This is a genomic window from Flavobacterium sp. RNTU_13 (assembly GCF_046614455.1).
Classification (GTDB): Bacteria; Bacteroidota; Bacteroidia; order Flavobacteriales; family Flavobacteriaceae; genus Flavobacterium.
In genome coordinates this window covers 67,848-90,007 of the sequence record NZ_JBKJHB010000008.1, presented here as the reverse complement: position 1 = coordinate 90,007, position 22,160 = coordinate 67,848, and the positions used below count along the sequence as shown (strand labels likewise).

The 22,160-nt window shown below is 43.0% G+C and carries 16 protein-coding genes; 6 read left to right on the top strand and 10 right to left on the bottom strand.

The genetic code is table 11. The features are described 5' to 3' along the window. Positions 1 to 81 precede the first annotated feature (81 nt). Both bshA and ACLI08_RS15825 read left to right on the top strand, forming a co-directional pair. Positions 82 to 1,215 carry an N-acetyl-alpha-D-glucosaminyl L-malate synthase BshA gene (gene bshA, locus ACLI08_RS15830; protein WP_411429481.1) on the top strand — a complete coding sequence of 378 codons (1,134 nt, stop codon included), beginning with the start codon at positions 82 to 84 and terminating at the stop codon, positions 1,213 to 1,215. Next, on the top strand, positions 1,212 to 1,628 hold the full coding sequence (locus ACLI08_RS15825) for a protease complex subunit PrcB family protein (protein WP_411429480.1): 417 nt from the start codon (positions 1,212 to 1,214) through the stop codon (positions 1,626 to 1,628). The genes bshA and ACLI08_RS15825 overlap by 4 nt, the downstream gene beginning before the upstream one ends. Before the next feature lie 43 nt (positions 1,629 to 1,671). On the opposite strand, the gene ACLI08_RS15820 is transcribed toward ACLI08_RS15825, so the two are convergent. The 3 genes from ACLI08_RS15820 to ACLI08_RS15810 all read right to left on the bottom strand — a co-directional run bounded on the left by ACLI08_RS15820 (position 1,672) and on the right by ACLI08_RS15810 (position 4,938). Then, positions 1,672 to 2,721 (bottom strand): response regulator, encoded by a 1,050-nt coding sequence (locus tag ACLI08_RS15820; protein ID WP_411429479.1) that lies wholly within the window; start codon positions 2,719 to 2,721, stop codon positions 1,672 to 1,674. After that, the gene (locus tag ACLI08_RS15815) at positions 2,718 to 3,905 is read right to left on the bottom strand and encodes a PAS domain S-box protein (RefSeq protein WP_411429478.1); all 1,188 of its coding nucleotides are present in this window, start codon (positions 3,903 to 3,905) and stop codon (positions 2,718 to 2,720) included. The genes ACLI08_RS15820 and ACLI08_RS15815 overlap by 4 nt, the downstream gene beginning before the upstream one ends. Before the next feature lie 100 nt (positions 3,906 to 4,005). Next, positions 4,006 to 4,938, bottom strand: a complete 933-nt coding sequence (locus tag ACLI08_RS15810) for a PEP/pyruvate-binding domain-containing protein (RefSeq protein ID WP_411429477.1) — start codon at positions 4,936 to 4,938, stop codon at positions 4,006 to 4,008. Between the two features lie 212 nt (positions 4,939 to 5,150). Between ACLI08_RS15810 and ACLI08_RS15805 the strand changes: the two genes are divergently transcribed. From ACLI08_RS15805 to ACLI08_RS15795, 3 genes are all read left to right on the top strand, one after another. Next, positions 5,151 to 5,540: a hypothetical protein gene (locus ACLI08_RS15805; protein ID WP_411429476.1), complete on the top strand. Its 390-nt coding sequence runs from the start codon at positions 5,151 to 5,153 to the stop codon at positions 5,538 to 5,540. Between the two features lie 68 nt (positions 5,541 to 5,608). Next, the gene (locus ACLI08_RS15800; RefSeq protein ID WP_411429475.1) at positions 5,609 to 9,949 is read left to right on the top strand and encodes a CusA/CzcA family heavy metal efflux RND transporter; all 4,341 of its coding nucleotides are present in this window, start codon (positions 5,609 to 5,611) and stop codon (positions 9,947 to 9,949) included. A 1-nt stretch (position 9,950) separates the two neighbouring features. Beyond that, positions 9,951 to 11,081, top strand: a complete 1,131-nt coding sequence (locus ACLI08_RS15795; RefSeq protein ID WP_411429474.1) for an efflux RND transporter periplasmic adaptor subunit — start codon at positions 9,951 to 9,953, stop codon at positions 11,079 to 11,081. 66 nt (positions 11,082 to 11,147) lie between these two features. Here the strand turns inward: ACLI08_RS15795 and ACLI08_RS15790 are convergent, their stop codons facing one another. Further along, positions 11,148 to 11,729, bottom strand: coding sequence for a PhnA domain-containing protein (locus ACLI08_RS15790; RefSeq protein WP_411429473.1), 582 nt, complete (start codon positions 11,727 to 11,729; stop codon positions 11,148 to 11,150). Between the two features lie 198 nt (positions 11,730 to 11,927). Here ACLI08_RS15790 and folE point away from each other — a divergent pair, with 198 nt between their 5' ends. Continuing rightward, positions 11,928 to 12,626 carry a GTP cyclohydrolase I FolE gene (folE, locus tag ACLI08_RS15785; protein WP_411429472.1) on the top strand — a complete coding sequence of 233 codons (699 nt, stop codon included), beginning with the start codon at positions 11,928 to 11,930 and terminating at the stop codon, positions 12,624 to 12,626. A gap of 168 nt (positions 12,627 to 12,794) precedes the next feature. Here the strand turns inward: folE and ACLI08_RS15780 are convergent, their stop codons facing one another. From ACLI08_RS15780 to ACLI08_RS15755, 6 genes are all read right to left on the bottom strand, one after another. Then, positions 12,795 to 13,757, bottom strand: coding sequence for a glycoside hydrolase family 5 protein (locus ACLI08_RS15780; RefSeq protein ID WP_411429471.1), 963 nt, complete (start codon positions 13,755 to 13,757; stop codon positions 12,795 to 12,797). A gap of 4 nt (positions 13,758 to 13,761) precedes the next feature. Further along, positions 13,762 to 15,003: a glycoside hydrolase family 27 protein gene (locus ACLI08_RS15775; protein ID WP_411429470.1), complete on the bottom strand. Its 1,242-nt coding sequence runs from the start codon at positions 15,001 to 15,003 to the stop codon at positions 13,762 to 13,764. 19 nt (positions 15,004 to 15,022) lie between these two features. Then, on the bottom strand, positions 15,023 to 16,018 hold the full coding sequence (mgrA, locus tag ACLI08_RS15770) for an L-glyceraldehyde 3-phosphate reductase (RefSeq protein ID WP_411429469.1): 996 nt from the start codon (positions 16,016 to 16,018) through the stop codon (positions 15,023 to 15,025). A 126-nt stretch (positions 16,019 to 16,144) separates the two neighbouring features. After that, positions 16,145 to 17,155: an IPT/TIG domain-containing protein gene (locus tag ACLI08_RS15765; RefSeq protein WP_411429468.1), complete on the bottom strand. Its 1,011-nt coding sequence runs from the start codon at positions 17,153 to 17,155 to the stop codon at positions 16,145 to 16,147. Between the two features lie 19 nt (positions 17,156 to 17,174). Beyond that, complete coding sequence (locus ACLI08_RS15760) at positions 17,175 to 18,770, bottom strand: RagB/SusD family nutrient uptake outer membrane protein (RefSeq protein ID WP_411429467.1); 1,596 nt, start codon at positions 18,768 to 18,770, stop codon at positions 17,175 to 17,177. 10 nt (positions 18,771 to 18,780) lie between these two features. After that, positions 18,781 to 21,951, bottom strand: a complete 3,171-nt coding sequence (locus ACLI08_RS15755; protein ID WP_411429466.1) for a SusC/RagA family TonB-linked outer membrane protein — start codon at positions 21,949 to 21,951, stop codon at positions 18,781 to 18,783. Positions 21,952 to 22,160: the final 209 nt, after the last annotated feature.

Here is a 22,160-nt window from a genome sequence, read left to right as displayed (position 1 = left end):
TGGGCTATATATTAATATAGTTATAACTTGTGCCGCCGTTTTTTTTGCTACCTTCGTTATACATTTTTTCTGATAAAATATATGAAAATCGCTATAGTATGTTACCCCACCTTTGGCGGTAGCGGAGTAGTGGCCACTGAGCTGGGACTGGAACTGGCACGCAGGGGACACGAAATACATTTTATAACCTATAGGCAACCGGTAAGGCTTGCACTTATGAATCCTAACCTGCACTACCATGAGGTGCACGTACCAGAATATCCGCTGTTTCATTACCAGCCGTATGAGCTTGCCCTGAGCAGTAAACTGGTAGATATGGTAAAGCTTCACGGTATAGAACTGTTACACGTACACTACGCCATACCCCATGCTTATGCAGGCTATATGGCTAAGAAAATGCTAAAAGAGCAGGGTATACGTATACCTATGGTTACTACGCTGCACGGTACAGATATTACGCTGGTGGGTAACCACCCGTTTTATAAACCGGCAGTAAGTTTTAGTATAAACCACAGCGATGTAGTTACTTCGGTTTCCCAAAGCCTTAAAGATGACACATACCGCCTGTTTGATATAGACAGGGAAATCTACGTTATACCAAACTTTATTGAGGTTAATGATAACAAAAATCCTGAATTGCCTTGCAAGCGTTCGGCACTGGCAGGAGAGGGGCAGAGCATTATTACCCACATCAGTAACTTTAGGGAAGTAAAGCGCATACCCGATGTAGTGAGGATTTTTAACGAAATACAGAAAAAGATTCCGGCTAAGCTGCTTATGGTAGGCGATGGCCCTGAGCGGGAACCGGCCGAGAAACTGGCTGAGGAACTCGGCATTTCTAATAAGGTAGTGTTTTTTGGTAACAGTAATGAAATCAATGAGATACTTTGCCTTACTGATTTGTTCCTGTTACCATCTCAAACTGAGAGTTTTGGTTTAGCTGCACTTGAAGCCATGGCGGCGGGCGTACCGGTAATAAGCAGCAACGCAGGTGGGCTACCTGAAGTTAACCGCGATGGTATTTCGGGCTTCTTAGGGAATGTGGGCGATGTAAATTACATGGCCGAGAAAGCTATTTACATATTAGAGGATGAGCAGCGTTTAGAAACCTTTAAGTGCAGTGCGCTGGAAAATGCCAGGGAGTTTGATATACAAAAAATCATGCCTATGTACGAAAATATTTATCGAAGGGCACTAAAGCAGCAATTTGTATGAAAAGTATAAAAGTGTTATTAGCCTTGCTAACTGTAGTAGTCGTAGTGGCTTGCGGTAGTACAAAAAACGCATCTGGATTTACTATTCTTAAACAGGAAGCTACTGGTGGAGCTACTACCGAATCAACTGTTTTGGTTAATACAAAAAGTGAACTTACTGCTTTATACAAACAACTTAATGTAGCTACGCTGCCCAAAGTAGATTTTAAAAAGCAAAGTGTGGCAGTTCTTTTTATGGGTCAAAAACCTACCGGAGGCTATGCAATCACTGTTACTGAGGTGGCTATTGATAAAGAGAAAAAAGCGATGCTCACCGTGGCACGCTCTAAGCCCGATGGTATGGCAGTAACTATGATTACCCAGCCGTACTGCGTAGTGCTTATACCAAAAGCAAACACACTGGAAATAAAATAAAGGACGAAAAATCCCGCTGGTAACTGCCAGCGGGATTTTTTGTTTAGTTTTTCATCTTAGCCAGTCTTTCCGGCTTTACAAGCGTAATGGTACTGGCTTGTTTATCTATAATTCCTTCGTCTTTAAAGTCGGTTAAGGTACGGCTTACCGTTTCCGGTGATGTGCCCGAAAGTGCCGCAAGGTCGTCCCGGCTTATTTTAATGCTTTTACCGTCGGTGCTGTGGTTTGTTACTAGCTTTACAAGGGTTTCGGCTATACGCTTACGTACCGATGAGTACGCTATCTGCATAAGGCGATCTTCTTTTTCACGAATGTTTTGTGCAAGCAGGGTTATAAACCGTGCACCTACATCCGGGTACAGGTACAGTAGCTTATCCAGTTGGTCTGTGGGTAAAAAGCTCAGTTCCGTTTCCTCCAGTGCTACGGCTGTATCGGTATACTTATCTTCAGAAAGAATAATATTAATATCCAGGTAATCGTCTGTTTTGTACATTCCGGTTATAAGCTCCCGGCCATCCTCGGTCATCTTTACAGTTTTTACCTTTCCGCTGATTACAAAGTAAATACCGGTAACGCGGTCGCCCTCGTAGTGTATGTGTTGGTTTTTCTTATAGGTTTTGGAGCTGCGTTCAAGCATTAATTTTTTCAATTCGGCCAGCCCGTCTTTTTTCGTAATAACCTCATTAAGCTGCTGTGCTGATTTACCATAAAATAGTTGTTGTACCTGTTTACGTTTTAAGCGGCTTTCTATGGCGCGTAGTAGTTCGGTATCGTCAAAAGGTTTCGTAAGGTAATCATCGGCTCCCAGTTCCATTCCGCGCCTTACATCAGTACGTTCAGCCTTTGCGGTAAGGAATATGAATGGCGTTGCCTGCATATCAGGGTGGGTGTTAAGCGCCTGCAGTACATCGTACCCATCCATTTCGGGCATCATAATATCGCACAGCACTATGTCGGGTTTGTGTTTTAACGCAGCTTCCACGCCTTTTTTGCCATTTTCGGCAGCGGATACATCATAGCCAGACAGTTCTAGGATTTCTACAACATTCTCCCGGATGTCATCGTTATCTTCAATGATAAGTACTTTTGTCATAATAATGGAAATGTGATGGTAAAGATGGTTCCTTCATTTTCTGCGCTATGGCAGGTTACGGTGCCCCGCATAAGGGATACATAGCGCGCTACAATATTTAATCCCAAGCCGGTGCCCGGTATGTTTCCCGTGTTCTGTGCCCTGAAAAACGCCTCAAACAAGTGTTTTTGTTCACTTTGTGGTATGCCTATGCCGTTGTCTTGTATGGCTATGGTTATGGCATCTGCCGATATTTGTGTACTAAAGTTAATTAGTGTTTCTTCGCCAGAATACTTTATAGCATTACTTAGCAAGTTAATGCAGCAGTTTTTAAGCAGGTTTTTATCCAGCCGTACCATGGTTTCGTTCCCCGTATGGCAATACGATATCTTTTGTTTTTTCTTAGCCAGCAGCTGCATTTCTTCCACGGTTTCCTTCCCAAAAATAGTAAGGTCAAACGTAGCGTAGCTAACCTCTATTTTACCGGCTTCGGCCTTTTCCACATGCAGAAAATCGTCTAGTATAGTGGTAAGATTACTCACCGCATTTTTTATTTTTTGCAGGTGGCGTTCTATTTTATTGTCTTCAAGTTTTTCGGTGTAGCGTTCCAGTAGGGAATTAGACAACTGTATGGACGCAAGTGGGGTTCTAAACTCATGCGAAGCCATAGACAACAGCCTGCTTTTTAATTGCCCCAGTTCCTTTTCTTTTTCCAGCGACTGGCTTACTTCTTCTTTGGCAAGGGTAAGTTCTTCTATAGTTTCGTTTAATGACACGGTGCGGTCTTTAACCAGTTCTTCAAGGTGTTGCGTATACTGCATAAGCCTGGTTTCGGCCTCCTTTTGCTGGCTTAAGTCGTGTATAAAACCAGCAAAAATACGCACTTCGCCAAATGTTACCTCGCTAACACCCAGCCTGAACGGAAAAATACTACCGTTTTTTTTACGGCCCAGTACGTCACGTCCGTAGCCTATTATATGGCCTACTCCTGTGCGCAGGTAGTTGCTTATATATCCGTCATGGTTTTCCCTGTCGGGCGATGGCATAAGTACAGCAATGTTTTTACCGATAACCTCCTCAGGATCGTACTGAAACAACCTGCAAGCCGACGGGTTAATAGATTCTATTAATCCGCGGTCGCTTATAATTACAATACCGTCAATGGCATTTTGAATAATAGCCCTTAATAGCGCTTCGTTTTTCATGGTCTGTAGGTATGCTTTACAAATATCGTAAAATTATCTGCAAAAAGCAGATAATTATGTAGCATACTATTAGTGTTTAAGCGTTTTTAAAAGCGAGATGTTATTGCTTATAAATATTTATAAGATGATAGGTGTTTGTAAGTCCGTCTTTTGCCCACTCAATTCCTGTGGTACTCTCAACCTTAGGGAGCCAATCTAAAAGTTTTTCGGCCTCTACTTCCGGAACAGAAAATTCATCCCTTATTTCAGCCGGGGTTATTTTTAATTGGGTAGAATTGGTTCCAGCAGCAAATTCTACATAGGTACTCATGTGTCCTTTTTTACCTTTAACTTTTTGTAATAGTTTTTGGTCGTTGTAAATAAGCACATCCGGCTGGGCTTCATCTGTCCAAAGGATTTCTCCGAGTCCCCAAGTACCTTTTATAACGCTGTTTTTTCCTTCATACCTTAACGTACCCGAAATACCGATGTCTGACCGTACCATTTTTTGAACAATTACCGCCATTAATACATGGGAGAATTTTATGTTTTGGGTTACATAGTATTTTATGGCCCTGTCTGTAAATAACGATGCAAAGCAACATTTTACGGCGTATGTAAGTGCCAGCACACCACGTATGTTAAGGTAAGAATCGGCAAGGCCGGCGGGCAGGTTAGTACCTGTGGGGCTGTTTCTAACCGCTACAGACTGGTCATTAGGGAAATAAGTGGCATAGGCTTTTGTAAGAGCAGCTTCAGCCTCACGCGGAAATTTACCATTGCACACGAGCCTGCGGCATTGCGCGGCAACGTCTGGCAGGTTTTCGTAGGTAACTGTATCTATGGTTTGAAGCAGCGCATCCAGCTTGTCGGCCAGTTTATTATGATTAATAAAGCGGCTGTAGTTATCCGCAGTAACTATGAAACCATCGGGAATGGGTATACCGGTAGCGGGCTGTTGCTGTTTCAGCAAAGCCAGCGTTAGTGCTTTTTCTCCGGTTTTAGCAATGTCTTCTGGGGTAACATTGCCAAAATATTTTATTAGCTCCTCCATGGGTGTATAGGCTTATCTCTATAAAAGGCCCGGCAAATTTTGCAGGTTTCCTCTCAGTGTACAAATATATTTTCGGTAGCATTTCTATAAAATGATATGTATCACATCGGCAGGAAATGCAAAACTTAATGTTTGCTTATAAAAACGGTTTATTGGCGTACCGTTAAAAATATTAACATCGATTTTAACACATATATATTACCTTTGCTTTTGTGAGAAAACTACTGGCCATATTAGTGTTATTCGGATACCTCGGAGGTAACACACTCTTGTGCGAGCTTGTTAAGGTACCGCTATTAGTACAACACTATATGGATCATACTTCAAACGATCCCGGGCTTAGTTTTTCAGATTTCCTGCACATGCACTACACAGGTAAGGACATTAAAGACGGGGATTATGATACTGACATGAAACTGCCATACAAATCCCATGACCATTCTGTAAACAGTTACGTATTTTATGCGCCGCTGCATCAGGTGTACAGGGGGCTTAGTGTAGCACCACGCATTGTTTTTACAAAAGAAACTCCAGAATATTCGTATATATATTCTTCGCTTTTAGGGCAATCCATTTGGCAGCCGCCAAAAATAGCACAATAGTTACTAACTTTAGAGAGTCTGCACACAGATTCGGAGCCGTTTAACTATTATTGCTATTTAGTACAATTATGCTAAACAAAATCATTGAGTTTTCCGTACGGAATAAACTCATCATAGGGTTATTTATACTGGCCCTTGTAGGGTATGGCGCATACGAAACAACACGCCTGCCCATAGATGCCGTACCCGATATTACTAATAATCAGGTACAGGTTATAACCGTAGCACCGTCTTTTGGCGCTACAGATATAGAACGATTAGTAACATTTCCTATAGAACAGGCTAACAGTAATATTGCCGGAATGAAAGAGATACGCAGTTTTTCGCGTTTCGGGCTTTCGCTGGTAACCATTGTTTTTGATGATAATGTAGATGTATACTGGGCACGCCAGCAGGTAGCCGAAAGATTGCAGCAGGTGCAAAGCCAAATTCCGCAGGGCATAGGTACACCCGAACTGGGGCCTATTTCTACAGGCCTTGGCGAAATTTACCAGTATGTTGTACGCGCCAAAAAAGGATACGAAAAACGGTATGATATTACCCGCCTGCGCACCATACAGGACTGGATTGTACGCCGTCAGCTGCTGGGCGTTAAGGGTGTTGCCGAAGTGAGTAGTTTTGGCGGTAAGCTAAAACAATATGAGGTTGCCATAAACCCGGATAAGCTTAATGCGTATGGCATTACCATAAACGATGTATTTAAAGCACTTGAAGACAACAACCAAAACACCGGTGGAGCCTATATAGAAAAAGGCCCTACCGTGTTGTACATACGCTCAGAAGGGTTAGTAGGCAGCATAGAAGACATAGGCAATGTAGCACTGGAGAATAAACAGGGAATGCCGGTATTCCTGCGCGATATTGCCGACATTAAAACAGGTTATGCTACCCGCTATGGGGCACTTACCTATAATGATGAAGGCGAGGTAGCCGGTGCTATTGTTATGATGCTTAAAGGCGCAAACAGCAGCGAGGTGATAAAGAATGTAAAAGATCGCATAACCCAGATAGAAAAAACATTACCCGAAGGTGTTGAGATAGAACCGTTCCTGGACCGTACTAAAATGGTAAACAATGCTATAGGCACCGTAGAACATAACCTTATGGAAGGGGCGCTTATAGTAGTGTTTGTACTGGTAGTGTTTTTAGGTAACTTCAGGGCGGGACTTTTAGTGGCGTCTGTAATACCACTGGCCATGCTTTTTGCCATTTGCATGATGAACCTCTTTGGGGTAAGCGGTAACCTTATGAGCCTGGGCGCACTGGATTTCGGACTCATTGTAGATGGTGCCGTGATTATTGTAGAAGCGGTAATGCACAAACTGCACCACAGCAAAAAACTGGCTAAGGCTGGTAAGTTAAGCCAAAATAAAATGGACAGCGTGGTTACATCATCTGCCGAGAAAATGATGAATAGTGCTGTTTTCGGGCAAATTATTATCCTGATTGTATACTTGCCGATTTTTACCCTTGAAGGTATTGAAGGGAAAATGTTTAAGCCGATGGCGCAAACGGTGGCATTTGCCTTACTTGGTGCCTTTATACTGTCGCTTACCTACATACCTATGATGAGCGCGTTGTTCCTGAGCAGAAAAACAGCCCATAGCGAAAACCTATCCGACAAGGTTATGGCAAAAATTGAGGCAGCATATCAGGGTGCACTTTTAAGATTATTACACCATCAAAAGAAAATACTGGCTACTGTGGCCCTCTTGTTTGTGGCAGCCGTAGGTGTAATGCTATCGTTAGGTGGGGAGTTTATCCCTTCGCTTGAAGAGGGTGACTTTGCCGTAGAAAGCCGTGTACTTACCGGCAGTAACCTGCAAACCACTATAGAAACTACCAGTAAAGCAGCAGGTATACTAAAGCAACGATTTCCCGAGGTTATTAAGGTGGTAACAAAGATAGGCAGTGGAGAAGTACCTACAGATCCTATGCCTATGGAAGCCGCGGATATGATGATTATCCTGAAAGATAAAAGCGAATGGACTACCGCAAAAACCACTGCGGAGCTTACCGGGAAAATGAGTAAAGAGCTGGAAGATGTGCCTGGGCTTACAGCAGGATTTCAGTTCCCGGTGCAGATGCGTTTTAACGAGCTTATGACCGGCGCGCGCCAAGATGTGGTTTTAAAGGTATTTGGAGAAAATCTGGACAGCCTGGCTAATACCGCGGCCAAGCTGGGTAAAATTATAAATACCGTAGACGGTGCTACAGCATTGTATATAGAACCGGTAACCGGTATGCAGCAAGTGGTCATTAATTATAACCGTGCGCTTATGGCGCAATATCATTTGTCTGTAGCCGATGTAAACCGCGTTGTAAATACAGCCTTTGCAGGGCAGAGTGCAGGATTGGTATTTGAGGAAGAAAAACGTTTTGACCTTGTGGTGCGCCTCGATGCCGATAAGCGTAAAAACCTGGACGACATTCGTAATGTACTGGTGCCTACACAAAATGGTGTGCAAGTACCGCTATCATTACTGGCCGATGTGAAGCTGGTACAGGGACCAAACCAAATTCAGCGGGAGGATGCGAAACGCCGTATTGTAGTTGGCTTTAATGTTAGTGGCCGTGACGTACAGAGTATTGTCGAAGAACTTCAGACTAAAGTGGATAAGCAGTTAAAACTGCCTACAGGTTATTATGTAACCTACGGCGGGGCGTTTGAAAACCTAAACCAGGCCAAAGCCCGTTTGTCTATAGCGGTACCTATATCGCTTGCGCTAATATTTGTGTTGCTTTTCTTTGCATTCCGTTCTGTAAAGCAGGGGCTTATCATATACACAGCTATACCGCTTTCGGCTATAGGAGGTGTATTTTTCCTTGCGTTACGCGGTATGCCGTTTAGCATCAGCGCCGGGGTAGGTTTCATTGCGTTATTTGGGGTAGCAGTACTAAATGGTATTGTATTGATTTCAGAATTTAACCGGCTTAAGCAATCGGGTTTAACTAATATTGTACAAATTATTAAAACAGGTACACGATCGCGTTTACGCCCTGTATTAATGACTGCTTTTGTGGCCTCATTAGGTTTTTTACCTATGGCCATTAGTAACGGCGCCGGTGCCGAGGTACAGCGCCCGCTGGCTACGGTAGTTATTGGCGGCCTTATGGTGGCTACTTTCCTTACACTTTTTGTTTTACCTATGTTATATATTCTTTCAGAAAAAGGTTTTCGTGTGCGCCACAAAGGCACGGGCGTGGCAACATTGATTGCACTGATTTTACTCACTGGTTTTAGTGCTTCGGCTCAGGAAAAAATTTCCCTTAGTGATGCTATTACACGTGCGGTCGCCAATAATAACCAGGTTAAAAGCGAACGCCTTAAGGCACAATACAGGGAAGCCCTTACGGCAACCGGTACTGATATTCAAAAGACAGCGCTAACAGGCGAGTACGGACAAATAAACAGCATCTACAACGATACTAAATTCGGAGTGAGCCAAACAATATCATTTCCTACGGTATACAACAGGCAAAAAAAACTGCTTGGGGAAGAGTATAAGGCAGCACTGCTTTCGGCTTCGTTAAAGGAGTTTGAAATAAAAAAGGCAGTTACCCAAGTGTTTTACACCTATACTTACCTGTACGAAAAAGAACAGTTGCTGCTACGCGCCGATTCGTTATATTCCGGCTTTGCCCAAAAGGCAAAACTTCGCCTGAAAAGCGGTGAAACCAATGTACTGGAGGAAGCTACTGCCGAAAACCAGCGCGCTATGGTAGCCATGCAATTGCTGCAATTACGCAGGCAACTGCAAACTACAGCGCTTGAGTTTCAGTTATTACTAAATTCAGATGCGCCTGTAATACCCTTAATATCTGACAAAAAAACAACTGCATCGTTTTTAGGTAAAAGCGTAGATAACAGCCCTTACTTAAAGTATCTTGGTTATCAAAAAAACATTGCTGCAGCACAAACAGGGCTAGAGCGCGCTAAGCTATTACCCGATATTACCTTTGGTTATGCTAATATGAGTATTAAGGGCACCGGTGCAAATGATGTTGTTTACGGCTCTGGCACGCGGTTTAGCGCAGTACAATTTGGGTTACAGGTTCCTATATTCCTGGGGCATCAGCGCGCACGTATAAAAGCGGCAAAGTTGTCGGAAAGCATTGCGCAGGCAGATTATGTTACTGAGCAGCAAAAGCTCCAATCAAAACAGGCGCAGCTTATGGCCGCGTATAACAGCGGTACTGACGCTACAAGATATTACGAAGAAAAAGGGCTTAAAAATGCGGGCGTTATGCGCCGTGCAGCAGTGAGGCAATTTGAATCAGGCGAAATAAATTTCCTTGATTTTGTACTGCTGGCTAATCAGAGCATAACCATAGAAAATGATTATGTAGAGGCTCTTAAGTCGTTAAACGACATTATAATTGAGTTAAACTTTATAGCGGAAAACTAACATGAAAAATATACTGTGGCTTGCCGCTGTCGCTATAATGGCAGCGTCGTGCAAACAAAAAGAAACTACCCCCGAAACCACGGCTCCGACAAATGAAAATGAAGTGGTGCTTACCGATGCGCAATATAAAAATGCGGGTATAGAAACGGTAAAATTTACGGAGAAAAATATAAGCACCATCCTTAAAGTGAACGGGAAAATAGATGTACCTCCGCAAAACATGGTATCGGTAAGCGCACCGATGGGCGGCTACGTAAGAAAACTAAACCTTTTACCCGGAGAACCTGTACATAAAGGGCAGGTTATTGCTGTGCTTGAGGATCAGCAATACGTAAAGCTTCAGCAGGATTACCTGGTAACAAAATCTAAACTGCAGGTTGCGGAGCAGGAATATTCGCGCCAGCGTACGCTTAACGAAAGCAAAGCCTCGAGCGATAAGATTACCGAGCAAGCTGGCGCCGAGGCTACAGGGCTTAAGGTAACGCTAAAGGCACTGGAAGAGCAGCTTAAACTTATCAGTATTAACCCTGCCAGGTTAACGGCAGGGAGTATTTCCAGGTCGGTTAACCTGCTAAGCCCCATTAATGGCTTTGTTACTAACGTCTTGGTTAATACCGGTAAATATGCTAATCCGTCTGATGTGTTGCTGGAGCTTATAGACCCATCGGACATTCACCTGAACCTGAATATTTTTGAAAAAGATGCCGCGCATATAAAAATGGGACAGAATGTTATTGCTTATACTAACAGCAACCCATCTGAAAAACACATGGCAAATATTGTGGTTATCAGTAAAGATGTAAACGCCAGCGGTATAGTTGAGGTACATTGCCATTTTAAAAAGTACGATGCAAAACTGCTTCCCGGTACTTATATGAATGCCGAGATTGAAACCACATCGAGCCTTTCTTCGTCGTTACCAGAGGACAGTATTGTTACCTTTGAAGGAAAAGACTACGTTTTTGTAAAAACAGGTGCCAGGCAGTTTACCATACAGCCTGTTATTGCCGGAAAAACAGAAAACGGCTTTACAGAAATTAAAGATGCTGCATCGCTCTCGGGTAAAGAGATAGTAGGGAAGGGGGCGTATACGCTGCTCATGAAAATGAAAAATACTGCAGAAGAAGAATAGTATTTTCTGCATAAAACAAAAACGACCATCTGTAATGGGTGGTCGTTTTTGTTTTATGCAGTTCCGTTACTGTTTTTTAACGTACTTGGTAAGTATTACTATGGTTTGCCCTTCTACTTTACCTTCTATTTGTTCGTGGTTATCGTGCACTAGCCTTATGTTTCTTACGGCTGTACCTATTTTAGCGTTTAACGACGAACCTTTAACATCAAGGTCTTTTATAAGTGTTACCGTATCGCCTCCCTGTAGTATGTTACCGTTGCTGTCCATATGCAATTGTACGTTTCCATCACCCAGGTGGTCGCCGCTGGCCTGTGCCCATTCCATGTTATCATCGTCCAGATATATCATGTCCAGCGCGTCTGAAGCCCAACTTTCGTTACGGAACCTGTTTAGCATACGATACGCTACTACTTGCACCGCAGGAACTTCACTCCACATAGCTGTAGGTAATATGCCTTCCCAAAATTTACTGTCTGGCAGTTCTTTTTTTTCTATTTGGTTCAGGCATTTTTCGCTGATAAGAATACTGCTGTCTGCACCTTTATTTTTTGCAAAAGGCACTTCGTAAATTACAAGGTTATCGGCAGTGCCGCTCAGTTCGCATACGTTTCCGCTTCTTTGCTTCAGTACGTCTTCTATTTTCATGATGTAGATTTATAACGGCCGTAAAGATAAAAATTTACACCCTTTAGTCCTCTAAATCACCCGCGGTTATTGTAAAAAGTGACGACGATCACATTTTTCTTATTTTGTTTAATGTTTTTGCGAAAAAGTTAAACAAATTTGTTTTACCTTTGTAAAGGAGATGAGCTAACAACCATAAAGCTCACAGAGTAATTAGGTATGGAAAAGAATGGAGTTTTAAATTACGTGCACACAAAAAACGGTATCAATGGTTTTTCGCACGAAGAAATAGGAGATGAGCATCTTAGTACAGGGCCTGAAACGCCAATGAAGCCCGATGCGTTTTTACTTTCTGATGAAGAAAAGAAAGACAAGATAGCAGCGCTTTTTGCTGAAATTATGGATGTAATGGGGCTGGATCTTACAGACGATTCTTTAAGCGGCACACCACAGCGGGTAGCAAAAATGTACATAGATGAAATATTTTCAGGGCTTAACCCTGCAAATAAGCCTAAGATAGCGCTGTTTGATAACAAGTACCGCTATAACCAAATGCTGGTAGAGAAAAACATAAGTTTTTACTCTAACTGCGAGCACCACTTTGTGCCTATTATGGGTAAAGCGCACGTTGCCTACATTTCGTCTGGCAAGGTTATAGGTTTGTCTAAGTTAAACAGGGTAGTGCAGTATTTTGCCAAAAGGCCTCAGGTCCAGGAAAGGCTTACCAACCAGATAGGGATGGAGCTGCAACAAATATTGGGTACCGAAGACGTGGCTGTAATTATAGATGCCAAGCATTTGTGCGTATCATCTCGCGGCATTAAAGATGAAACCTCGGCAACAGTTACTGTTTTTTACGGTGGTGCTTTTAACAGCCCTGAAAAAATTGCAGAACTACATAATTATATAAACAATTAAGCCTGAAGTACTATTAATTTTTCTCATATAGTTTTGGTTTTCTTAAAGTTACTTGTATCTAAATCCTGCCGCTGTTAAGGCAGGATTTTTTTATAAAAAGAAATTCCATCCTTTGAGGGATGGAATTTACAGAACTAACTAATTAAACTCACGGTGTTATTTAAAGCACTAAAGTTTTTCGTTCAATTTTTTTAAGTATGCACGTGCCATTCGGCCGCTTTCTTTAAGGTCTTTATCTTTCCACTTTCCTTCAGAGCCGGCAGAAGGGTACAGTACGCTACACGTTTCGTCTTTATCTGAAACGGACCATGTAATCCAGCTCAGTTTTCGGGCTTCCATCCAGTCTATCCAGTTTTGCCACTCTGCTTTATCCAGCGGGCCATCTCCGGTAGCTTCCATTCCGGCACTTTCAGATATAAATACCGGTAGCCCCGCCTTGAGTGCTGCATCGGCACGGTCTCTAAGATACTGCTTATGTGTAGCGGCATAAAAGTGCACGGTGTACATTAGGTTGCTGTAACCCTTTATAGGATCTGCGGCAGGCAGGTTAATGTCCTGGTCCCAGTGAGGGCAGCCTACCAGTATAATGTTATCAGGGTCGTTTTTACGTATCACCTTTATCACCTCTTCTGCGTAGGCTTTTACTTCCGGCCATGTTTCTTCATCGGGTTCATTAAATACCTCATAAATAATGTTTGGGTATTTGGCGTACTTTTTACTCATCTCATCAAAAAACGCCTTTGCATCTTCCAAGTTTATGTTATGGCTGTGCCAGTCTATTATAACATAAATATTGTTCTTTATGGCACCGTCTACCACATTTGTAACGCATTTTTTTACAAACTCGGGGTTGTCTTTATAGGTTTTGCCTTTGTCGCCCACCTCAATACCGGCAGCAGCGCGCAGTACGTTTACGTTCCAGTCGTCTTTTAGCCATTTTACGGTTTTAGCGTTATAGAATCTTGGCCAAAAACTGCTCCAACCGAAGCTCATTCCCCTTAATACTACAGGTTTGCCATGGCTATCTGTAAGTTGTGTACCCTGTACGCTTAGTTTGCCGTGCTCTTTTACCTGCGCGGTAGCAGCCGAAGCCATGAGTATTGACAGCGCCAGGATTTTTATTTTTTTCATATACTTATTTCTTTTTGGTTAAACGCAGCACCACTACATCATGTGCAGGCACCATTGTTTTAAATACTTTTTTGGTAGTGGCTGTACCTTTGTCTTTTTTATCCCAAAGATTTTTAAGGTTATACGTAGTAGTAGCGAAGTTAGTACTGAAGCCAAAATCAGTATCTTTAATTTCGTTTTTACTCCAGTCAAAATCCACTGTTTTATTTACGGTACCACGGTTTAAGAATGCAATGGCCCAGTCGCCACCCTGTAGTGGTTTTGCCCAAACTTCAAGCCCATCTGTTGCAGATACCTTAAACCCCTGTGTACCCTGCTTATCCTGGTTAAGGGCAATGACATCCTTATTTGTAAGCACTTCAAGCGTTTCGGCATCCATAGTCCTTAGGTCGTTACCGGCAATAAGTGGTGCCGCTAGCATGGCCCATAATGTAAAGTGCGCCCTGTTTTCGCCGGGAGTAAGTTTTCCATTGCCTATTTCCAGCATGTCCGGGTCGTTCCAGTGGCCTGGCCCGGCGTACTTTCTTAGGTCTTTTTGCATGTCTACAATTTGCATAACACCCCAGGATTTCCAGGTACCGTGGTCTTCAATACAGTCAAAACAGTTGTATATGTCGCCTGTAGTCCTCCACAGGTGGCCTACGTTTTGCCCCCATTCCCATGGTTTATCGGTACCCCATTCGCAAATACTCAGTACTATAGGTCGACCTGCTTTTTTAAGTGCTGCTGTTATGGTTTTGTAAGCACCTTCGGCCTTAAGGCCTTCGGTATTGCACCAGTCGTACTTAAGGTAATCTATACCCCACGCGGCGTATTGCTGTGCATCCTGAAATTCGAATCCACGGCTGCCCGGCCTACCGCCACAGGTTTGGCTGCCGGCATCACTGTAAATACCCAGTTTTAGTCCCTTGCTGTGCACATAATCTGCCAGTGCCTTCATCCCTGAAGGGAAACGTTTAGCATCCGGGTGAATAAAACCCTGTGCATCTCTATCGCCGTGCCAGCAGTCGTCTATATTTATGTAGGTGTAACCGGCATCGCGCATTCCGGTAGCTACCATGGCGTCTGCCATTTGCATAATCATTTTTTCGTCTACGTTACAGGCAAATTTATTCCAGCTGTTCCATCCCATAGGTGGGGTAAGAGCCAGGTTTTGGTATTTTGTATAATCCTGCACGTAGTTGTTGCCCTGAGCAAATCCGGTAAGGCCGGTGGCAAGGCACAGTGCTGTAATCAGTTTCTTCATTAATTGGTGTATTTTCAGTTTATTGATTGAGTATATTATCTATAGCATTCAGTTCCTCCTCGCTAAAGCTTGTATTTTTAAGGCACTGTATACTATCGGTTACCTGTTCCGGCTTACTGGCGCCTATAAGTACCGATGTTACTCTGTTCTCTTTTAATATCCACGACAGCGCCATGTGAGCCAACTTTTGTCCACGTTGTTGTGCAATGGCATTAAGCTGTTTTATTTTCTCTATTTTTTCGGGTGTAATGTGGCTTTGGTTTAAAAACTGCCCGCTTGTAGCTACCGGGCTATCTGCAGGGATGCCATTAAGATACTTATCGGTAAGTAAGCCCTGTGCCAGTGGCGAAAAAGGGATACAACCCACACCGTTGCTACCCAGCACGTCGAGCAATCCGTTTTCCGGGTCGCGTACAAGCATGCTGTATTTCGGTTGGTGGATAACGCATGGTGTACCCATTTCCTTTAATAACGTTATGGCCTTTTGTGCGTGTTCTGCATTGTAATTGCTTATACCTGCATATAATGCTTTTCCCTGCCTTACAATAAGGTCCAGGGCTGCCATGGTTTCTTCCAATGGCGTTTCAGGGTCTGGGCGATGATGGTAAAAAATATCTACATAATCAAGCCTCATCCGTTTTAAACTTTGGTCAAGGCTCGAAACCAAATATTTTTTACTGCCCCAGTCGCCATAAGGCCCGTCCCACATGGTATAGCCGGCTTTGGTAGAAATGATAAGCTCATCCCTGTAAGATGTAAAATCCTGATGAAGTATTTTACCAAAATTTTCTTCTGCCGAGCCCGGCGGGGGACCATAGTTATTGGCAAGGTCAAAATGAGTTATACCACTATCAAAAGCAGTGTGCAGTATTTTGCGGCTGTTTTCAAAATCGTTAACGTGGCCAAAGTTGTGCCATAGACCGAGGGATAATGCGGATAGTTTAAGTCCGCTTTTTCCGCAGCGGCGGTATTGCATATCAGTGTATCTGTTTGCAGCGGGAGTATATTGTAGCATAAATTAGAGGTGTTTGATTAACACGTACAATGTACAAATGTTTACTACATAAAAACATTCCCCGTAAATAATTACGGGGAATGCTTATTGTTTATGTGGTTTTTAATCGTTTCAAACCAAAACCAATTAATCTACAGTGTAACCTATGTTATCAAAGTAATAGTTATGTGCTTTGCCTGTAAACTCCTGGAAAGAAATGTTTTGCAGGGCAGCAGGCCTTCCACCAAGCTGTTCCCATGTAAATTTATAGTCTTTCCATTCTGTACCTGTGGTTACAGCCCTTGTCTCATCGCCCCATCCTGTACCGTTAAAGATAAGTACTAATTTGCCTGCATCGTCTGAACGGATAGCGAAATGGATACCGGTGTACTGAGATACGCTTTCATCATAGCCCCAGTTGCCCTGAATGTTATCCCATCCGGCTATGTTCTTTTTAATGAAGGTAGTACCCTGGTAAGCATCGGTAAGGCTTGTAAGATAAGAGTGGTTGTTCCAAGCCTCAATAGTCCATGGTGAGTAAAACACATCGTCATAAATTGCCGTTCCTACCGCAGTATTCCATGTAGATGCACCAGATGGCGTAGTAACCGTAATGTACTTGTGGTTAGAACCTACCGGCATTACCGCTTTAATTTCGGTAAGGGTGCTCGATACAATTTCTGCCTGTACACCGCCCACTGTTACAACCGGATCCAGGAAGTAGCTACCGTAAATGGTAAACTGCTCTCCATCGGCTACGTTAACCGGGTTAAAACTCTTTACCGTTGGCGCCGGTGGAAGTATCCTGAAACTATAGGTTGCTGTACCACCGTCGGTAACTACTTTAAGCTCGCTGGGAGCGTTTTCGTACGGCGTATTTTTATCTATCGTTACAAATATTACGTTATCTGTAACAAGGGTGCTGTTAAAGTACGTATCTACGTTATTAAAGTAGATTTTTTTAGTACTGTTAAAGCCTTTACCCCTAACAATGTACATGTTGTTTGCAAAACCATCTGTTACCAGAGAGTCATTTGTTGCAAGGCTTACGCTTTCTATGGCTGGAGCTCCGGCAGCGTCATCGTTGTCACACGATACCGTTAGGCCAAGGGCAACCACAAAAAGCAAGCTGAAGAATTTGATAAAATTAGCTTTCATGTGTGATGCAATTTTTTAATTATTCAAAGTTATACGGAACCGGAGCTTCCAGTAGCTTAGGGTTTTTAGCCAGGTCGTTATCCGGATACGGTAAATAAAAGTCGTTAGCCGCCGGGGTAAAATATTCTGCGCCAAACATATTTCCCCTGTTTTGAGCAGCCATGATAGCAGTTGCCTGTTCTCTTGGCAGCCTGCCCAGGTCAAACCAGTAGTCACCTTCAAACATAAGTTCTTTACGGCGCTCCTGGAAAATATCGTCAAACGTAATGCTTGTTTTAGCTGTTAAGCCTGCACGTGTCCTTACAGCGTTAAATGATGAAAGTGCATTAGCATTGCTTGTGCTGGCACCACCGGCAAGGGTAGCTTCAGCATGGATTAGCAATAACTCTGCATACCTCATGATGTAGGTATTGTTTTCCATCATTTTCCAGTTGTCTATAGGGCCTGTCTGGTCGCCATTCTCTATACCTATTACATACTTTTTAATAGCAGCACCGGCACCCTGTCCGCCTATGTCTGCAGCAGATGGTACAGTAAAGCCCATTTGGTCAGTAAGGCCTGAGTTTGTACGTACTTTAATGTCAGAGTACACATCGCCCGGTAGCATAATGGTTTCTTTCCTGCGAAGGTCGCCGGCTTCCCAAATGTTAAGCACATCCTGAGATGGGCCAAATACACCACCGTAAGAAGCGTTAGATGTAGTAAGGCCAGGGGTACTGATACCAAACTGTGTGTTAGCATTGTTTGCAGAACCGTAACGGCCGTCTACCACCCACTGTATAGCGAAGATAGATTCCTCGTTATTGTTGTTAGGGAATGTAAACAGGTCATGGAACGACTTGTTTGGCAACGAACTGCCTCCAAGTAGTTTAAACTCACCGCTGTTTATTACATCTTCGGCCATAGCCTTACTTTCAGCATACTTTTTAAGGTATAGGTATACTTTAGCAAGCATAGCTTTTGCCGAACCTTTAGATACCCTGCCGTTAGCAGTGTAGTTAGAACCGCGTGTTTTTTCTTTTAGCAGTTCTATAGCTTTCAGGTAGTCCTTTTCTATAAGGGTATAGATGTCCTCAATTCTGTTGGTGTTCATTTGAGGCGTGTCTATATAGTCAAGATTGTTCTCAATGATAGGCACCGGACCCCATAAGCGTACCAGGTAAAAATAGGCTGTAGCACGCATAAAGTATGCTTCGCCTACTGCGTTGTTTAATACATCTGCACTTACCGCAGGCGATACCCTTGAAGGCAGGAAGTTAATAACATTGTTTGCCTGGGCCACATTAGACCACAGGGATTTCCAACCCGAGAAAAGCTCATTGTCGCTACCGTTTAGCGAAAAGTTTCGCATGGCGCTAACGTCGCTTGACCCTGAGTACATGTTACCAGAACCTACTTCGGCAATGGCGTAGAAAAACTTGTTACCAAAGTTAAACCACGTGCGCGAATACATACCGTTTGTGGCTGATTCTACCTGCGCGTCGTTTTGGTAATAGTTATCAAGTGTGATAGCATCTTCGGCAGGTCGGTCGGTAAATTCCTGCGTACATGAAGACAGCAACCCCGTAAGGGCTAAAGCAGCTAAGAAAGCGTAACCTTTAGATATCTTTTTCATTGTCATTTTATTAGAATTCAACATTTACACCTACAGAATACGTACGCGGAGTAGGATACCTACCGTTGTCTATACCGGTAAGAAGCTGGTTTTGGTTGTAAGAACCAACCTCAGGGTCGTAACCGCGGTAGTTAGTAAGTGTGTACAGGTTCTGAACACTTCCGTAAATCCTCATCCTTGACAGTTTGATCTTAGAAATTAGAGAAGCAGGTAGTGAGTAGCCTAGTGTTACGTTTTGTAGCCTTGCATACGAACCATCTTCAATCCAGCGGGTAGAAATCAGGTTGTTTTGTGCAGATATACTACCTACAGGCCTAGGCAGCGCTGCATTAGGGTTTGTAGGGCTCCAGTAATTAGCGGCATCTGTAAGGTAATTTGTGTATAATGATGAGTTACTTACACCGTTACGGTAGGTAAGGTTCATAATATCATTGCCGTAGCTACCTTGTATAAAGATAGAAGCATCCCAGTTTTTGTAGTGGAAATTGTTAGTGAAACCAAATGTAAACTTAGGGTGAGGGTTACCTATAAGGGTTTTATCAAGCTCATTTACAACACCATCTCCGTTTACGTCTTTGTATTTAATATCACCTGCTTCTATTGCCTGGCCAAACTGCTGTGGTGCAGCGGCAGCATCTGCAGCGTTTCTTACAATACCTTCAGAAACATATCCGTAGAACATACCTATAGGCTGGCCTACAACGGTGTTTGTAACATCGTAAGACATAAAGCCGTTAAGGTTTACCGGCTGTGTAAGTACAAGGCCGTTTTGTATAGAAGTCAGCTGGTTTTTGTAGTGAGAAAACACTAAAGTAGAATTCCACTGCAGTTCACCTTTGCTGTTGTAAGTAAGGGTAATATCATAACCGTTGTTCTTCATAGAGCCAAGGTTAGAGTATGGCGCGTCCATACCACCGTAAAAACCTTCTCCACCGGTTAGGAAAGCAGGCAGCGGCACCTGGAATAAGAAGTCTTTTGATTTTTTGCTGTACACGTCTATGCTTGCAGAAAGGCGTGAACTAAACAATGAAAAATCAAGACCGAAGTTAGTTTGCTGCATAGACTCCCACGTAAGGTTAGGGTTAGGGAAGTTAGACGGCAGGAAGCCGGCGCCTAAGCCTGAGTTCTGCTGGGTAAGTGTAGCACTATACCTGGCCTGAGGGATTTGCTGGTTACCGGTTTCACCATAACCAATCCTGAATTTAATGTTGTCTACATATTTTTTAGTAGCTTCCATAAATGGCTCGTTACTTAATTTCCAAGAACCTGCCACTGAAGGGAAATAACCGGTTTGTTTGTCTTTTACGCTTGGGTCAAAACGAGATGAACGGTCGCTCCTTATAGAAGCAGAAACACCATATTTGTTTCCAAAGTCGTAAATCACCCTTCCGAATAACGACGCAATAGAGCCGCTACCTTTGTAACCTGTTACTTTAAAGCTGTTAGCATCGGCAAGGTTTACCGTGTGTGGGTCGTTAGCAAGGAAACCGGTAGAGAAGATTTCATTACCCTCCCAGTGGCTGTCGTTTGCTTCCTGACCTGCAAGTAGGGTTACATGGTGTTTGCCAAATGTATTGTCGTACGTAAGTAAGTTTTTAATGTTTACAGAGTACCAGTTTTGGTTACGCTCTGTAGAAAAAGCAATAGGGTTGTTTTGTATACCAAAGCTGTACGTAGGTACAAAGTAATGGTTTTCGCTAAACTCAGTGTTGGCACTGGCTTCAATCCTATACTTAAGGCCTTTAATGATTTCGGCTTCTGCGTAAGCATTACCCATAAAGTTTTTACGGATAAGTTTGTTTTGCTTAGTAAGTGCTTCTGCTACAGGGTTAAAGTAGTATACACCCGATGAATTTTGCGCAGAACCTGCAAACGATCCGTCTGGGTTTCTTACCGGTACATCTGGCGTTTGCTGAAGCATGTTGCTTATAATACCTGAGTAACTCTGGTTTATAGTAATGTTTTCGTTAGTAACGCCGGCGTTAGTATTAACACCTACACGAAGCCAGTCTTTTACTTTAGTATCAAGGTTTATTTTTGCCGTGTAACGCTTAAATCCAGAACCTATCTGTGTACCTTCCTGATCAAGAAGTCCTCCTGAGATGTAGTACGATGTATTTTCAGATCCGCCAGAGAATGATAACTGGTGGCTTTTTCCTATCGCTGTCTGGAAAACCGCATCCTGCCAGTCTGTACCTTTACCAAGTAGTTCAGGGTGAGCAAACTCCGGCCTTAGCTGGCTGTCTGCAAATCCAAATATTGGTGAAAGCTCATTTTGGTGACGGGCATATTGCCTAAGATCCATCATATCCAGCTTTTTGTAAATGGTAGCTGCGGTAGTGTAGCCTTCGTAAGAAAGTTTACCGCTTCCTTTTTTACCTGATTTGGTTGTAATGATGATTACACCATTTGCACCCCTTGATCCGTAGATTGCTGTAGCTGAAGCATCTTTAAGGATATCTATGCTAAGGATGTCGTTAGGGTTAATCATAGATAGCGGGCTTACTGCGTTGTTACCAGAATCGCCAGAGCTGCCAAAGTCGTTAGCTGCCATAGGGCGGCCGCTCATAGACTTACCGGTAGCATCTCCTGAAACCGGAACACCATCTATAATGTAAAGCGGTTCGTTAGTACCGCTAATAGAGGTTGTACCACGTACCCTGATAGATACTGCGCTACCCGGTGCTCCTGAGTTGTTAGATACAGATACACCCGCAGCCTTACCCTGTATCATTTGATCTACAGAGGTTTGCTTAAGGTTTTCAATATCTTTTGTACGTATAGATGAAACTGAACTGTTAAGGTCTTCTTTCTTTTGAGTACCGTAACCTATAACCACCACTTCATCAAGGGTTTTAGAGGCTTCGGCCAGTTTCACATTAATTTTGGTTTTGCCTTTTACGGCTACTTCTTCGGTTGTAAAACCTATGAAGCTGAAAACAAGTGTACCGTTTTCCGGTACTTCAATGATGTAGTCGCCATCCAGGCCTGTGGCTACCCCGTTCGGGGTGCCTTTTACGGTTACATTTACCCCCGGAATGGTCATTCCTTTTTCGTCCGATACCACGCCGCTTACCTTGTGCTGTGCATGCAAACTCCCTGCAAAACAGAGCGACAGCAAGCAGAAAAGGGCTCGTCCTTTAGTACACCATTTAATAACTTTGTGTAGTGTATTACCCATAGTAAAATTTGTGTTTGGTTAGCTACTAATTCGCAATTAATAAGGTTAGAAATTTAGCTATCAATAATTTTAGGGTTCTTTTATTGATGAAAACAAATTTAGACTTAACCCCTGCAGCAGGTTAATATTATTTTATCATTTCATTATAATATTTCCTCTAACGTTTGCGTAGCGTTTATACTTTAATATATATACTACAAACAAAAACA

What these genes read in the sequence shown, in the direction of transcription:
- mgrA (WP_411429469.1), bottom strand. Translation starts at nt 16,018, where the DNA reads ATGCTACAATATACTCCCGCTGCAAACAGATACACTGATATGCAATAC.
- ACLI08_RS15755 (WP_411429466.1), bottom strand. Translation starts at nt 21,951, where the DNA reads ATGGGTAATACACTACACAAAGTTATTAAATGGTGTACTAAAGGACGA.
- ACLI08_RS15815 (WP_411429478.1), bottom strand. Translation starts at nt 3,905, where the DNA reads ATGAAAAACGAAGCGCTATTAAGGGCTATTATTCAAAATGCCATTGAC.
- ACLI08_RS15780 (WP_411429471.1), bottom strand. Translation starts at nt 13,757, where the DNA reads ATGAAAAAAATAAAAATCCTGGCGCTGTCAATACTCATGGCTTCGGCT.
- bshA (WP_411429481.1), top strand. Translation starts at nt 82, where the DNA reads ATGAAAATCGCTATAGTATGTTACCCCACCTTTGGCGGTAGCGGAGTA.
- ACLI08_RS15820 (WP_411429479.1), bottom strand. Translation starts at nt 2,721, where the DNA reads ATGACAAAAGTACTTATCATTGAAGATAACGATGACATCCGGGAGAAT.
- ACLI08_RS15760 (WP_411429467.1), bottom strand. Translation starts at nt 18,770, where the DNA reads ATGAAAAAGATATCTAAAGGTTACGCTTTCTTAGCTGCTTTAGCCCTT.
- ACLI08_RS15795 (WP_411429474.1), top strand. Translation starts at nt 9,951, where the DNA reads ATGAAAAATATACTGTGGCTTGCCGCTGTCGCTATAATGGCAGCGTCG.
- ACLI08_RS15765 (WP_411429468.1), bottom strand. Translation starts at nt 17,155, where the DNA reads ATGAAAGCTAATTTTATCAAATTCTTCAGCTTGCTTTTTGTGGTTGCC.
- ACLI08_RS15790 (WP_411429473.1), bottom strand. Translation starts at nt 11,729, where the DNA reads ATGAAAATAGAAGACGTACTGAAGCAAAGAAGCGGAAACGTATGCGAA.
- ACLI08_RS15800 (WP_411429475.1), top strand. Translation starts at nt 5,609, where the DNA reads ATGCTAAACAAAATCATTGAGTTTTCCGTACGGAATAAACTCATCATA.
- ACLI08_RS15825 (WP_411429480.1), top strand. Translation starts at nt 1,212, where the DNA reads ATGAAAAGTATAAAAGTGTTATTAGCCTTGCTAACTGTAGTAGTCGTA.
- ACLI08_RS15810 (WP_411429477.1), bottom strand. Translation starts at nt 4,938, where the DNA reads ATGGAGGAGCTAATAAAATATTTTGGCAATGTTACCCCAGAAGACATT.
- folE (WP_411429472.1), top strand. Translation starts at nt 11,928, where the DNA reads ATGGAAAAGAATGGAGTTTTAAATTACGTGCACACAAAAAACGGTATC.
- ACLI08_RS15775 (WP_411429470.1), bottom strand. Translation starts at nt 15,003, where the DNA reads ATGAAGAAACTGATTACAGCACTGTGCCTTGCCACCGGCCTTACCGGA.